This is a genomic window from Paenibacillus sp. F024 (genome assembly GCF_057814255.1).
In genome coordinates this window covers 149,373-162,333 of the sequence record NZ_JBVASZ010000007.1, presented here as the reverse complement: position 1 = coordinate 162,333, position 12,961 = coordinate 149,373, and the positions used below count along the sequence as shown (strand labels likewise).

General features: G+C 49.4%; 13 protein-coding genes. 5 read left to right on the top strand and 8 right to left on the bottom strand.

Annotated features, from left to right (window positions below; genetic code table 11):
• Positions 1-251 precede the first annotated feature (251 nt).
• On the top strand, positions 252-1,031 hold the full coding sequence (locus tag ACZYR9_RS10150) for a DUF1836 domain-containing protein (protein ID WP_488978355.1): 780 nt from the start codon (positions 252-254) through the stop codon (positions 1,029-1,031).
• Between the two features lie 67 nt (positions 1,032-1,098).
• Here ACZYR9_RS10150 and bacA read toward each other — a convergent pair whose 3' ends face one another.
• The gene (gene bacA, locus ACZYR9_RS10145; protein WP_488978354.1) at positions 1,099-1,896 is read right to left on the bottom strand and encodes an undecaprenyl-diphosphate phosphatase; all 798 of its coding nucleotides are present in this window, start codon (positions 1,894-1,896) and stop codon (positions 1,099-1,101) included.
• Between the two features lie 200 nt (positions 1,897-2,096).
• Between bacA and ACZYR9_RS10140 the strand changes: the two genes are divergently transcribed.
• Entirely contained in the window at positions 2,097-2,432 is a 336-nt protein-coding gene (locus tag ACZYR9_RS10140; RefSeq protein ID WP_488978353.1) for a L,D-transpeptidase, read from the top strand.
• 27 nt (positions 2,433-2,459) lie between these two features.
• Here ACZYR9_RS10140 and ACZYR9_RS10135 read toward each other — a convergent pair whose 3' ends face one another.
• Positions 2,460-3,395 (bottom strand): D-2-hydroxyacid dehydrogenase, encoded by a 936-nt coding sequence (locus tag ACZYR9_RS10135; protein WP_488978352.1) that lies wholly within the window; start codon positions 3,393-3,395, stop codon positions 2,460-2,462.
• 231 nt (positions 3,396-3,626) lie between these two features.
• Between ACZYR9_RS10135 and rbsK the strand changes: the two genes are divergently transcribed.
• Both rbsK and ACZYR9_RS10125 read left to right on the top strand, forming a co-directional pair.
• Positions 3,627-4,553, top strand: coding sequence for a ribokinase (rbsK, locus tag ACZYR9_RS10130; RefSeq protein WP_488978351.1), 927 nt, complete (start codon positions 3,627-3,629; stop codon positions 4,551-4,553).
• A gap of 107 nt (positions 4,554-4,660) precedes the next feature.
• Positions 4,661-5,389 carry a YwmB family TATA-box binding protein gene (locus ACZYR9_RS10125; protein ID WP_488978350.1) on the top strand — a complete coding sequence of 243 codons (729 nt, stop codon included), beginning with the start codon at positions 4,661-4,663 and terminating at the stop codon, positions 5,387-5,389.
• A 79-nt stretch (positions 5,390-5,468) separates the two neighbouring features.
• Here the strand turns inward: ACZYR9_RS10125 and ACZYR9_RS10120 are convergent, their stop codons facing one another.
• The 6 genes from ACZYR9_RS10120 to fdhF form a co-directional block, all read right to left on the bottom strand.
• The gene (locus tag ACZYR9_RS10120; RefSeq protein WP_488978349.1) at positions 5,469-5,996 is read right to left on the bottom strand and encodes a hypothetical protein; all 528 of its coding nucleotides are present in this window, start codon (positions 5,994-5,996) and stop codon (positions 5,469-5,471) included.
• An 87-nt stretch (positions 5,997-6,083) separates the two neighbouring features.
• On the bottom strand, positions 6,084-6,386 hold the full coding sequence (locus tag ACZYR9_RS10115) for a hypothetical protein (protein WP_488978348.1): 303 nt from the start codon (positions 6,384-6,386) through the stop codon (positions 6,084-6,086).
• Positions 6,387-6,600: 214 nt separating this feature from the next.
• On the bottom strand, positions 6,601-6,744 hold the full coding sequence (locus ACZYR9_RS10110) for a hypothetical protein (protein WP_488978347.1): 144 nt from the start codon (positions 6,742-6,744) through the stop codon (positions 6,601-6,603).
• A gap of 22 nt (positions 6,745-6,766) precedes the next feature.
• Positions 6,767-7,018, bottom strand: coding sequence for a heavy-metal-associated domain-containing protein (locus ACZYR9_RS10105; RefSeq protein WP_488978346.1), 252 nt, complete (start codon positions 7,016-7,018; stop codon positions 6,767-6,769).
• 22 nt (positions 7,019-7,040) lie between these two features.
• The gene (locus ACZYR9_RS10100; RefSeq protein WP_488978345.1) at positions 7,041-7,523 is read right to left on the bottom strand and encodes a helical membrane plugin domain-containing protein; all 483 of its coding nucleotides are present in this window, start codon (positions 7,521-7,523) and stop codon (positions 7,041-7,043) included.
• The gene (gene fdhF, locus ACZYR9_RS10095; RefSeq protein ID WP_488978344.1) at positions 7,498-10,476 is read right to left on the bottom strand and encodes a formate dehydrogenase subunit alpha; all 2,979 of its coding nucleotides are present in this window, start codon (positions 10,474-10,476) and stop codon (positions 7,498-7,500) included. Before fdhF ends, ACZYR9_RS10100 begins: the two co-directional genes overlap by 26 nt.
• Positions 10,477-10,780: 304 nt before the next feature.
• Between fdhF and ACZYR9_RS10090 the strand changes: the two genes are divergently transcribed.
• Positions 10,781-12,928 (top strand): bifunctional diguanylate cyclase/phosphodiesterase, encoded by a 2,148-nt coding sequence (locus ACZYR9_RS10090; protein ID WP_488978343.1) that lies wholly within the window; start codon positions 10,781-10,783, stop codon positions 12,926-12,928.
• Positions 12,929-12,961 lie beyond the last annotated feature (33 nt).

Sequence of the window (12,961 nt, the reverse complement as noted above, 5' to 3'; positions counted from 1 at the left end):
TGATTCTCCTCAGTTAATAGGATTTAAAATATGAACACCAACATATAAAGTTCTTATGAACTTATCATAGACCTTTATATACATAAACTGCAAAGTCCGTATTTGATCATTTTGGCTTAAATTGAAGCAATTTATGCTTAATTAACATCTGTGCATGACGTATTCTTTTCTTCTTATAAGCTTTGACTTTTTTACGAAATAATCTTATGATGAGTTCATATGAACTTCAAAATCGAGAAGGAAGAAATCCGATGGAACTGTTCTATTTAACGAGAAAACAAATGGCCGCTCTCTTAATGTCACTTCAAGGGATAAGCTGCAAGACACCTCTGGCCGTTCTTCAGGAAGCGTGGGCCAGATCGCATCGGGCCGAAATTCAAGGCGGCAAATCGTTCGGCGCCTTTATTTCCACGTCGCTCCCACCGATTTTCGAAAAAATCATCAAAACAAAATATCAAAATGAAGGATTTTCCCTGACGGAGATCGTCTCGCTGGGCAATCAGATTGAATATACTCACTTCTCTATTACCACCGTACAAAATTGGGTGAAACGGGATTTCAAAGATTTAATCGGTTCCCCCCGGGTTGGAAAAAAATATTCAATCAAGCAAACCGCCGTCTTGTTCATTATTGAAGATTTGAAAGCTACTCTGGATTTCGAATCGATCCGAAAGCTGTTGACGCTGCTGTTTCAAAGCCCGGATGAGGATACCGACGATTTGATCAGCCCGCTCCAATTATATTCGTTGTATTCCACGATCTTCGAGGAAATGGATCAGAATAACGATCAGGTATTGGATCTCTCCGGCCATGATATCGGCATACGAAACCACGATCATATGCTGGAACAGCTGATTAAGCAAAAAGCCGACGATTTTGCGCATTCGCTCAACGGATTAAGCGAGGAGCAAAAGGAAGCCGTGAGCAATACGATCTTTATCGCGATGGTTTCGGTGCAAACCACGTATTTTCAATCGCTGGCCAGACGCTTCTTGAATGCGACCTTATTCCTGCAGGATTTGCAATCATAAATTAAAAAAAGCCGAAAGTGTTCCGGACCGTACATCAACGGCTCCGTAAGCTTTCGGCTTGTGTATTTTACATAAACAAAATATAAAAGAAAATCGCAGCCAACACAAAACGGTAATACGCAAACCACGACAGCTTGAGCCGTTTGATCAGATTCAAAAAGGTAACGACCGCAATCATAGCGACGACAAACGCGGATACTAGGCCTGTAATAAATAATCCCATGTCGTCCATAGACAGGTACTCACGGCTTTTGTATAAGTCAAGGATCGTCGCTGCGAACATGATCGGCACAGAAACGATAAAGGTAAATTCCGCCGCGGCTTTCTGGCTCGTACCGAGCAGCATCCCTCCGGAAATGGTCGAACCCGACCTTGAGAATCCGGGCCACAAAGCAAGGCATTGAAAAAGCCCGATACCGAACGCCTGCTTATACGAAATGTCGTCCATGTTCTCGGCCGTTACCCTTCTCCGGGATTTTTCAGCCACAATCATCAGTACGCCGCCGGCAACCAATCCGACCAATACCGTTTCCGGTCCGAACAAATAGGCCTTGATCAAGCTGTGTAAGGCCAATCCGACAACAACCGCCGGAGCCATCGCAAGGGCAACATGCACAATATTGACACGACGTTCCTGCAAGAAACCCGGCTTGAAGCGCAGCATGCCCAAAAAGCGGCGCCAGTACAATACAAACACGGCTAAAACAGCTCCAAGCTGTATGACGATTTCGAATGTTTTGGCCCTTTCGCCTTCAAATCCGAGCAGATGTGCCGTGAGGATCATATGTCCGGTTGACGATACAGGCAAAAACTCCGTCAAGCCTTCCACTATCCCCATAATTATGGCGATCAGTATGTCACTCAATGTTCTCCCTCTTTCCTGTCTCTAGTTACCACCATGCTCCATTATAGTTGATGTCCATACAAAGTTAAATGCGAAAGAAACAGCGAATTTCATAGAAAAAGACAGTTTACAGCTAGGTATTTGACCAATACGCAGATAGGCCGATAAGCATAAGGTAATTTAGGATATTCCATCTGCCTTTACAAAGGAGAGATTTGATTATGGCCTATCGGATCATCGTCGACCTGTCCGACCGTCAGCTGCACCTGCTCCAAGACAACACCGTCATACGCTCCTTTCCCATCGCCATCGGCAAAATACTGACGCAGTCCCCAATCGGGGAGTATACGATTATAAACAAAGTGCCAAACCCCGGGGGACCCTTCGGCGCGTTCTGGATGGGCTTATCGAGACCTCATTACGGCATTCACGGGACCAATAATCCGGCGTCCATCGGCCAGGCCGTCTCACACGGCTGCATTCGCATGTACAATTCCGACGTCCTCGCGTTATCCAGGCTCGTTCCGATCGGGACAAGGGTCACGATACGGGCTTAACCTGCCTCTATAGGCAGGAAGCCGGGTTTAATAGCCTTGGTCCGGATTGACCGAATTGCTTGGTCTCCCGCCGCCTTCTTCTATGTCCGACAGCGTTTGAATAAAGCTCTGCACCGCATCTTCCGGCGTTGTAACCGCAGAGATGTGGGGAGTGATCACCAATCCCTTAATGCTCCAAAGCGGCGATTCCGGGGAAAGAGGCTCCTCTGCGAACACATCGAGTACAGCGAGCCGAACACGTCCTAGGTCGATGGCGGCTAACAGATCCTCTTCCCTGACCGAGGCCCCCCGGCCGACGTTGATAAACCCGCAGTCCTGCAGCCTGCTGAAAAAGTCCCCGTTGAACAAGCCCCTCGTCTCCGTTGTAAGAGGAAGTGTATTGATAACCCAATCGGCCTCGGATAGTAATTCGTCCATGTTCTCTTTTAAAGCCACAGTTTTCGAAAAATGCGGCTGCCGGACTCCGCTCCGGGACACTCCGCTTACAACCACCCCAAACCGGCATAACGTGCGGGCGATATCCTGGCCAATGGCTCCAGTACCAAAAATAACAACCTTTTGTCCTTTCAGGGGCATGGGTGTTATGGGCTTCCATATCTTTTGTGCTGCGCTGTTCCCAAGCTGCTTATGATACTGCAGCTCCGAAAGCATGTAGCCTAAGCAGTACTCACTGATTTTCTCTCCAAAAGGACCTATCGTCCGGGTTAGAAGCACCTCCTGCTTCCATTCCCGCCCGATCAGGAAAGCGTCCACCCCCGCTCCCAACGCATGAACCCACTGCAAACGTCCAAACCGGAAGTTATCCGTCGGTTTGAACGCCACATAAGCATCCGCCCATGCCAAATCGGCCTCACTCACTTCATGTTCAGGCAAAAACCGGAATGACTTGCCTTGATACCCGTCCAACCGTTGGTTCATCTCGTTGTAAAGACGACCGGTGACTAAAATGTTGTGAATATTCATAAATTCCTACCCACCCGTATACATTTCGTTAGAAAATGAATCTCTGTTTAGACACTCAATCATAAACCGCCGCTTCTGTCAACAATACAAAGATGAATCCGGCCAAAAATCCATCATTTCATGGTTTGGAACGATACTGGAAATCCCCGCTTTTTTCAAATACTATTAATTTTGAGAAGTGTTTTCAAATGTTACGGAGGTCCTTGGATAGCTCAATAAGGAGGAAAAATGATGAAAAACCAACCACAGATTGCAGTCGTAGGCAGCCTGAACATGGATATCATGGTATCGATGGAGCGCATGCCTCATGCCGGGGAAACCGTAACCGCGCAGCATGTAAGCTATTTGCCGGGAGGAAAAGGCGCCAATCAAGCCGTAGGCTGCGCCAAGCTTGGAGCTCAAACAGCGATGATCGGCGCCATAGGCCAGGATGTATTCGGCAGGCAAATTGTTGAAAAGTTTCAGGAGCTCGGTATCGCTACCGACCGTCTGGCACAGATGGAGGACGCCCCTACCGGCATCGCCAGCATCTACCATACACATGAGGATAACTGCATTGCCGTCGTACCGGGAGCCAACGCCTTTTGTTCTCCGAATCTCGTTTCCGCACATGAACAAGCGATCCGGGAGGCCCGGGTGCTCTTGGTGCAGCTCGAGGTGCCGCTCACAACAGTAGAATATGCGCTTAAGACGGCACGAGAGGCCGGCGTTACCACCGTGCTCAACCCCGCACCGGCACAAGCGCTGCCGCCAGAGCTCCTTGCCCTCGTGGATTGGATTACGCCCAACGAATCGGAATTCGCCCTGCTGTCGGGCAAAAATCCGCAGAACGAGGCGGAATGGGAAACCGCCTTGCGCGAATATCAAGCCGCCGTCGGACCCGCAGTCATTGTTACCCGCGGAAAGGCGGGCTGCTCTTACCTTGACGGCAGCGGACGCATCCGCACCGTACCCGCACCCAGGGTTGAGGTGGTGGATACGACCGGAGCAGGAGACGCGTTTAATGCGGCCCTTTGTTTTGGACTGGCATCCAGCTGGACTTTTGACGAAACCGTCTCGTTTGCCATTCACGCCGCTTCGCTCTCGGTAACCCGTTTTGGCGCTCAAGACGGTATGGCCACCATGGAGGAGGTAAGAAGCATGGGGAAGCAATGCTGAACAGGCAGCGTATAGACGATTCTACTTATCTATCAATCGAGGTTTAAAACCTGCTAGATTGGGTCATCCTATGAGTACGTAGAACTATTCTTAGGAGGCCCGGCAGGATGAAATCCAGATGGTTTGTGATAGGGATGGTTATGGCAGCGCTGCTGATTTGGAAAGGCTTTGGAGCCAGCGCAAATACGGATTCGGACACGCAGCGGCTGCTATCGTTATCCGAACGCGTCATAGAAGGCCCTAAAAAGGTTCTTGTCAAACAATTCAGCCCTTATTCTACTTTCATAAATGAAGACGATTTTATGAAGACGGCCGCAGAGTTAAGCAGGGGTTTCGAACTGCCAGTAAACGGCGAGCTTATACATGAAAGCGATCATCTGGCATACAAAACAACGGAAACGCTGCATGACGTGCGGGTTTCTCTGCTCTATATGGGAATGATGCAGGACCGGTCAGCCAACCTTGTCCTCAGCCTGGAAACGGATAGTCAAACGGGCCGGGCACACCTTGTGGGGCTGCAGCAAAAGCTCGAGCGTACACTGACTTCTCTCGGTATAACCGTCGGCTGGAATGTAATGGTTCAAGGGGAGCTGCAAGAAGGGTATTCGACCGCAGAAGCGTTTTTCCAACGGCTTCCTGATTTATTGGCCGCGGCAGAAGTAGAACGTTATACGGATAACGGAACGGTCAGCGTCTCTTATTTCTCCCGCAGTCTCCAGTCCCGTCTGATTACGGGACAACGGCAGATGAACCTTCAGGCGGCCGTTCATGAGAATTCGGTCACGGGCAAGCAAAGAGTAACTCTGGGCGTCCCCGTCATTACTATGGAATATTGAACAAAGCTGCATAATCGGTATTCTGCGGAAATGACGATATAAAAAAACCGTCCCTTTACAGGAACGGGTGTGAGCGGGGCTATTGTTGTTGATTTGGTGAATTGGACGACCTCGACAGGAGGTCCATAGACCAGTCGATCATCCCGTTCATCATCGTCAAGACGAGATTGACGGCATCTTCGTCGCTCATCGGTTTACTGGAGGACTTCTGGGCAATATAATTGCTCATCTTGTCTTCTAATTGGCTCGTTAAATCTTTTAGCTTACTGAAATCATTGGCCAGATCGGAAATGCCGGAATTACCGGAGCCGTTAGAGCCGCTTTGTCCGTTAGAGCCGCCGGTACCCCTGGAACCGCCATTGCTGCTTACCCCTCCGCTTCCGGGTTGATTTGAACCACCGGAGCCATTGGTGCCGCAGGAACCGCCGCCCTGTGAATTGCCTCCTCCGCCCGCCTTCTGTGAATGTTGGTTTGAGGATTGTTGTCCTTGATTATTGTTCGACTGCTGTTTCAATAATTCCTTGATTTGCTCCAGTTCTTCCGATAAATACTGGTTTTGTTCGGCTAATTGATCCATCTGGCCTTTAAGCTCGCGGTTACTGATCATCGTCAGACTCCTAACGTAAGGGATGATGATTTTAACGTAACCAAAATATTAAAACTTATCCATTCCCGTCGGCTCTTTCTACGGCAGTTAAACACGCCTGCGAAGATTCATGATGTTCATTACGGATACGATAATCCCTCCAATCCGGGTCACGAAGCCGACGATCGGAATCCAGCTGACCAGTGAAAGCACAACATTAATGATGGTCATCATTAATGTTCCATTAGAGGTCAACAGGGCAATGATCAGGCTGATGACCGCCAGCGGAACGACCCACGTACCCGACCAGGCGTAAGCTAAAGGTATCATACCGATCAAATAACCGGCGGCAATGCCGATTTCGGAGATCAGCTGAATCAGGTTTAACATTCTAGCCGTTTGCGGACTCATAGAACTCACCCTTCCTTTTTTACCAATGGGATACATCCACATTATACAATCTCTGTAACTTACCCGCTACAAGCGTAAATGAAAACTCATTCATTGGGGCTCATCTTGTAGATTCCGGTCAGTTTGTGCAAGCATATTTTCAAATTCCAGAATAACTTCATGCTAAAGGGGCTGCAGTCCATTTGCTTGGGCAGCCCCTTTCATCCAAATCGCGCTACTTTTCCTCTTCCCGCAGCCCGGAGATGTCAGGCTGCTGGCGATCCATCATACAATTGGCACAGACGTGCAAATGTTCATTGAGCGTTATCCACTCCGCCGCGTCTTCAACACTTCCGCACACTTCGCAAATCACCGGCATTTCCGTGTCCTCCTGCCTAATTTCAAGAATGTCCGTCCTGCAAGCCCGATTTCGCAACTCCATCCACCGGTTTGATCTCATATCCCAATTCCTGAATGGCCTGCTCAAAGTCATGAAAGGAAGCCGCCGTTTCATCATAGGAGAATGTAGCCTCTTTGTTGTTCAAACTGATCTCTACCCTGTTCACGCCCCAAACCTCATGAAGGGCGCGATTGACTTGATTGAGATCTTCTTCATCCTCCATACCTTGAATGACTATCGTTTTTGTAATCATGTCGCCACTCCGTTCATCACCGTCAGTGAGATTCGTTCAACCCTTTGCCCATGCCCTGCAAAAATTTCGTCATCATGGATAACGACGCGCCGGCTTCCGGATCGCGTAATGCTTTGACCATATCCCATAAGCCCTGCTTCCGGGTTGGCTCATCGTTGGCAGCATACTCTACCCCGGAGGCCACGCCGCGAAGGATCGTTTGAAGCTTGTCCGGGTCGATCCGGCTCAAAAATTGCACGGCTCCCATTCCATTCTTGATGATTCGATGAGCGCCGGGTTTGTTCAACTGACTCATCCCGACCAAAGCGATTTGCTCGCTGTTTTTCAGTATTCCTTGAAGCGCGTCCAGCACTCCCAGCCGATCGAGCTCTTGCAGGATATCCATAAATTTAACCAGCGGTTCGGAATGGCTTGCCGCCGCTTGTAGGATGTGCTGAACGGCTTGAGCCTCTTCCTCTATACGGTTAGGTATATGCTTTTCAATGTTGGTAATCGCCCTCGCCATGGCTATCCCCCCTATCAATGATCTCCGGAATCGGTATATAGTCGGAACGCTTCCACTTCTCTTCTACCTTTACGCCGAGCTGCGGTACACGATTTCCGAAACGATGATTCACACGCGGCAGCGGCCGCTCTCCCTTCGGCTCCAGGACCTCCATCTTCACACCCATTTCTTTAAAATTCGGAGTGTGGGTAACCCGGTCGTGATAGCTGCTCGTCAAACGGTTCACCGCAGACAGGTCTTCCGCTGAATTCATCGTCATATACAATTCGTTGCCCTTCACCCGGTCCGTCACCTCTACCCGCACCTCCACCTTGCCGTAAGGCGAGGTAAGACGTACCAATGCGCCATGCTCAATGCCGCGTTCTTTCGCCAGTTCAGGCGATACCTCCAGCCATTCGCTTGGCACCTTATGCGAAATCCCTTCCGATTTGTAGGTCATGTTTCCTTCGTGGAAATGCTCGAGCAGCCGGCCGTTGTTCAAATGCAAATCGTATTCCTCTCCGGCTTCATAAGGCTTTGTCCATTCCACCGGGAACAGTCTGGCCTTTCCGTCAGGAAACCCGAACTTCTCCGTATATAACAATGGCGTATCTACTCCGTCGGCTGCAACCGGCCACACCAGGCTCTTCCAATCCTCCAGCCGTTCATAACTAACCCCCGCAAAAACAGGAGCAAGGCTTGCCGCTTCATCCATCAGCTCGCTCGGGTGCTTGTAGCTCCACTTCGCACCGAGACGGTTAGCCACCTCTTGAATGATTTCCCAATCCGGTTTGGAATCGCCGATGGGCTCGAACACCTTGTAGAACCTCTGAATCCTTCTTTCTGTGTTGGTGAAGGTCCCGTCCTTTTCAAGGCTTGGCGCCGCGGGCAGCACCACATCGGCAAATTGTGCGGTTTTGGAAAAGAAGATATCTTGAACTATGAAAAAGTCCAGCTTTTCGAAGGCGGCATGTACATGGTTCGAGTTGGAATCGACAAGCGCCATTTCCTCCCCGAACAAGTACATGGCCTTTAGCTTGCCGTCATGTATGCCTTCGACCATCTGGTGGTTATTCATTCCCGGTTTTTCCGGAAGCTTCACGCCCCATGCCCGCTCATACCGTGTCCGGACTTCCTCGCTTTGAACCGCCTCATAGCCCGGAAACCAGGCCGGCATCGTTCCGAAATCACACGCCCCCTGAACATTGTTATGGCCCCGCAGAGGATAAGCTCCTGTACCCGGACGTCCATAGTTGCCCGTAATCAACAGCAGGTTGGATATGGCCGTACTAGTATCCGTCGCCCCTATGTGCTGGGTAACCCCCATGGCCCATAAAATACACGTCGCTTTGGACTCATGTATCATCGTTGCGATCCGAACGATTTCCTCTTTGGATAGTCCTGTGTGTTCTTCCGCGTAATCCAGGCTGTACTTATCAAGGGATTTCACGTATTCCTCGAAGCCGTTCACCCGTTTTTTGAGAAACTCTTTATCCTCCCAGCCTTGCTCCAGGATATATTTAGTTACGGCAGACAGCCAAATCAAGTCGCTGCCCGGTTTGGGGCGAAGGAAAAGGTCGGCTCTTTCCCCCAGTTCATGCTTGCGAAGGTCGACGACCACCAGTTTCTGACCGTGGAGCTTATGAGCCCGCTTGACCCGCGTGGCCAATACGGGGTGGGACTCAGCCGGGTTCGCTCCGACCACCATCACCAATTCCGCACTGGCAATATCCACAATGGTTCCCGAATCGCCGCCGATTCCTACCGTACGCATCAGCCCCGCCGTCGCCGGAGACTGACAATAACGCGAGCAGTTATCTACATTGTTCGTACCCATCACAGCCCGGGCCAGCTTTTGAAAGATGAAGTTTTCTTCGTTACTGCATTTTGAGGAAGAAATAAACCCGATCGAATCGGAGCCATGCGTTTCCTTTATTTCTTTCAATTTGCCGGCAATCAAAGTCAGAGCCTCATCCCATGTCGCCTCAACAAACGTATCCCCTTTTCGGATTAACGGCTTGGTCAATCTCTCTTCACTGTTTACGAAATCCCATCCGAACTTGCCCTTGATACACGTCGAGATTCCGTTAACCGGGGCTTCCACCTGCGGTTCGATCTTAAGAATTTGACGATCTTTGGTCCACACCTCAAAGCTGCACCCGACCCCGCAATAGGTACATACGGTTTTGGTCCGCTTGATCCGGGACTTTCTCATCGCCGCTTCGACTTCCGATATCGCGAAGATTTCCTGGTACCCCGGCTCCACTTCTTTAGTCAGATCGATCATCGGCAAAAGCAGATTATTCGGAATGCCCGTCAAATACCCCGCTTCACCCAGCATCGTTTTTTCCATTAACGCATTGCACGGACATACGGTCACACAATGGCCGCACGATACGCAAGAAGACTGGTCAATAGGAACACCGTTGTCCCACAGAACCCGCGGCCTTTCCAGGCTCCAGTCAATCGTTAACGTTTCATTCACCTGGAGATCCTGGCAGGCCTCAACACACCGCCCGCAAAGGATGCATTGATCCGGCTCATAGCGATAAAAGGGATGAGTATTGTCCGGAGGGTACGGCTTTGGCGCAAATTCATATTTTTGATGCTCGACCTGCAAATATTCCGCCGTATTATGTACGGTGCAGTTCCCGTTGTTATTGTCGCAAACGGTGCAGTACAGCTCATGATTTTGCAAAATCCGCTGCATCGCCTCCAGCTGGGCATCCTTGGCCCGTTTGGACTGGCTGTTGACCTTCATCCCCGGTGCTGCGGGAGTGGCGCAAGCCCGTTTTAATTCACCGTCTACTTCAACCATACAGGTATCGCAGGATTGAATGGCACCCAGATTTTCATGATAACAGACATGCGGAAGGTAATCATCGTGAGCTTTGGCTACCTCCAAAATGCTTTGGTTCGGATGACAAGTATACTCCTGACCGTTAATCTGAATAGCAAATGTTGGCTCCTTCATTTATACACCACCTTATCTAGCTGTCCTAATGCCCATATGGTTTCCAATTGCAGAAAATCTAAACTCGGGATTCAAAAGAATGGAAATAAAATGATGCGAAACTGTCTGTATCTCTAGTTTTTCGGAAGGAATCCCGAGCATTTTTGTCGAATACGTCGAACAAACAGCAAACTTAGTCCCCATAATTAGGTGATGTAGAGTGGATAACCAATTACACAGCAGCGAATCCAAAAAAAATCCGCAGAAGCAAAGCGCACATCCCCTCCTAACTTCTCGAAGGTTTTCTGATTGGGATGAGGAAGACTTGCGAACGTTAATCAACACGATCCCGGAAGTGATCGTTATTAAAGATGAGACGGGCCGATGGTTGGAGGCCAATAACATGGCCCTTGACCTGTTCGAACTGGATGAACGGACATTCAGAGGAAACAGACATGCCGACTTTATGAGGACTCACGCTTTTTACCGGGAGGCTTTTACCCAGTGTGAAGAAACGGATCAAAGAGCCTGGAGCTTGGGAAGAGTCTTTACATTTGAAGAAACCATCGTTCGTCCGGACGGTAAGGTCGTTGTCATTGAGTTTATGAAAGCCCCGATATTCAATGAGGCTGGTTTGCCCCAAAGGCTTATTGTCATTGGCCGGGATATCACCGAGCGAAAAAGGATCGAAACCAGCTTAAATCTTCAAAATGCCATTTTGAAAATGATCGCCAAAGGAAAGTCGCTCCAGCAGATTTTGCAGCAGTTGATCCATTCCGTTGAAACCCAAAGCGGAGCCATCTGTTCGATATTTCTTACCCATAACGGTAAGCTGTATTTTAGCGAGGGGCCCAATATGCCCAAAGACTACATCCAAGCCATTAACGGTATCGAGATTGGTCCTGCGACCGGTTTTTGCGGAAGAGCGGCGTATTACAAGAAAACGGTTATCACGGCCGACATCCTTACGGATCCGCATTGGGAGAATTGCCGGGACTTGACGGAGGCTTACGGCTTACAAGCGTGCTGCTCATCACCGATCATCGGGCTTGATAGTCATGTTCTCGGCACCTTCGCCATGTATTATCATTATCCCTACACCCCAAATGAAGCGGAACTGCTGATGATTGAAAGGGCATCCTATCTGGCCATGCTGGCTGTGGAACGCAAACGGTCGGAAGAAACCATTTTTAAGATGGCTTATTTTGACTCTCTGACCGGGCTGCCCAACCGCAAATATTTTCGGGATCTATTGGAACATGCGCTCGCTGAGCGGGAAGATCGTCACTCCCCTCTCTCCGTTATCTATATGGATCTGGACCGCTTTAAAATGATTAACGATTCTATGGGTCACACCATAGGAGATGAGCTGATTCAAAACGTTGCAAAGCGTTTGACCGGATGCCTTGATCCGGAAGCGGTTTCTTGCAGACAGGCCGGGGACGAATTCACCATTCTCCTGAAAGACGCGACCGAAACCGAAACCGCCCATGCTGCACAATCGATTATGGACGCGATGTCCAGACCGTTTGTACTAAACGGACAGGAAGTATACATTACAACGAGCCTTGGGATCAGCAGATTTCCAACGGACGGCGATACGACAGAAAGCCTCATCAAAAATGCGGATATTGCCATGTACCAAGCCAAAAAGAAGGGTAAAAACGCGTACAGGTTCTATAGTAAGGAATTCGAACATTTCGCCGCCGATTACGTTCAATTGAATAACCGTATCCGAAAAGCATTGGAAAACGAAGAATTCATCCTGCTTTATCAGCCGCAGTATGAAATCAGGTCACGTCAGTTCATTGGCGTGGAGGCTTTAATTCGTTGGAAGCCATCCGATACCACGCTCATTCCTCCATCACAATTTATCCCTGCCGCTGAAGACATGGGATCGATCGTACCGATCGGAGAGTGGGTCCTGCGGGAAGCTTGCCGTCAGTGGAAGGAATGGCAGGAGCTGGGGGCTTGGCCGTTCACCATATCCGTGAATCTCTCCTCCCGTCAAATGCTTGAGCCCGATTTGATCGATCGGATCTCTCACATTCTGCAGGAAACCGGAATGAATCCTCATTACCTGGAACTTGAAGTGACGGAAAGTATGACGATGGATTTGGGGCACGCGGCCGTGTTTTTACAAAAGCTTGAAGCGATAGGAATTAAGATCGCAATCGATGATTTCGGGACAGGCTTCAGCTCGCTGTCATATCTCAAGTCATTGCCGATTCACCGCATTAAAATTGACCGTTCCTTTATCCAAGATATTTCTCATGATCCAAGCAACCAAAACATCGTCAAAACAATCATCGCCTTGGGAGAGCATTTGAATATTAGAGTCATTGCCGAAGGCGTGGAAACCTCGGAGCAGTTTCTCCTCTTGCAGCAATACCGCTGCAGCGAGGTCCAAGGGTACGGGCTGGGATATCCGATGTCTGCTTCAGATATCAGGCGCTTGTTTTCCGGCACTTGAGCTGCGTAGTATAATATACATAAAAAAATTGTT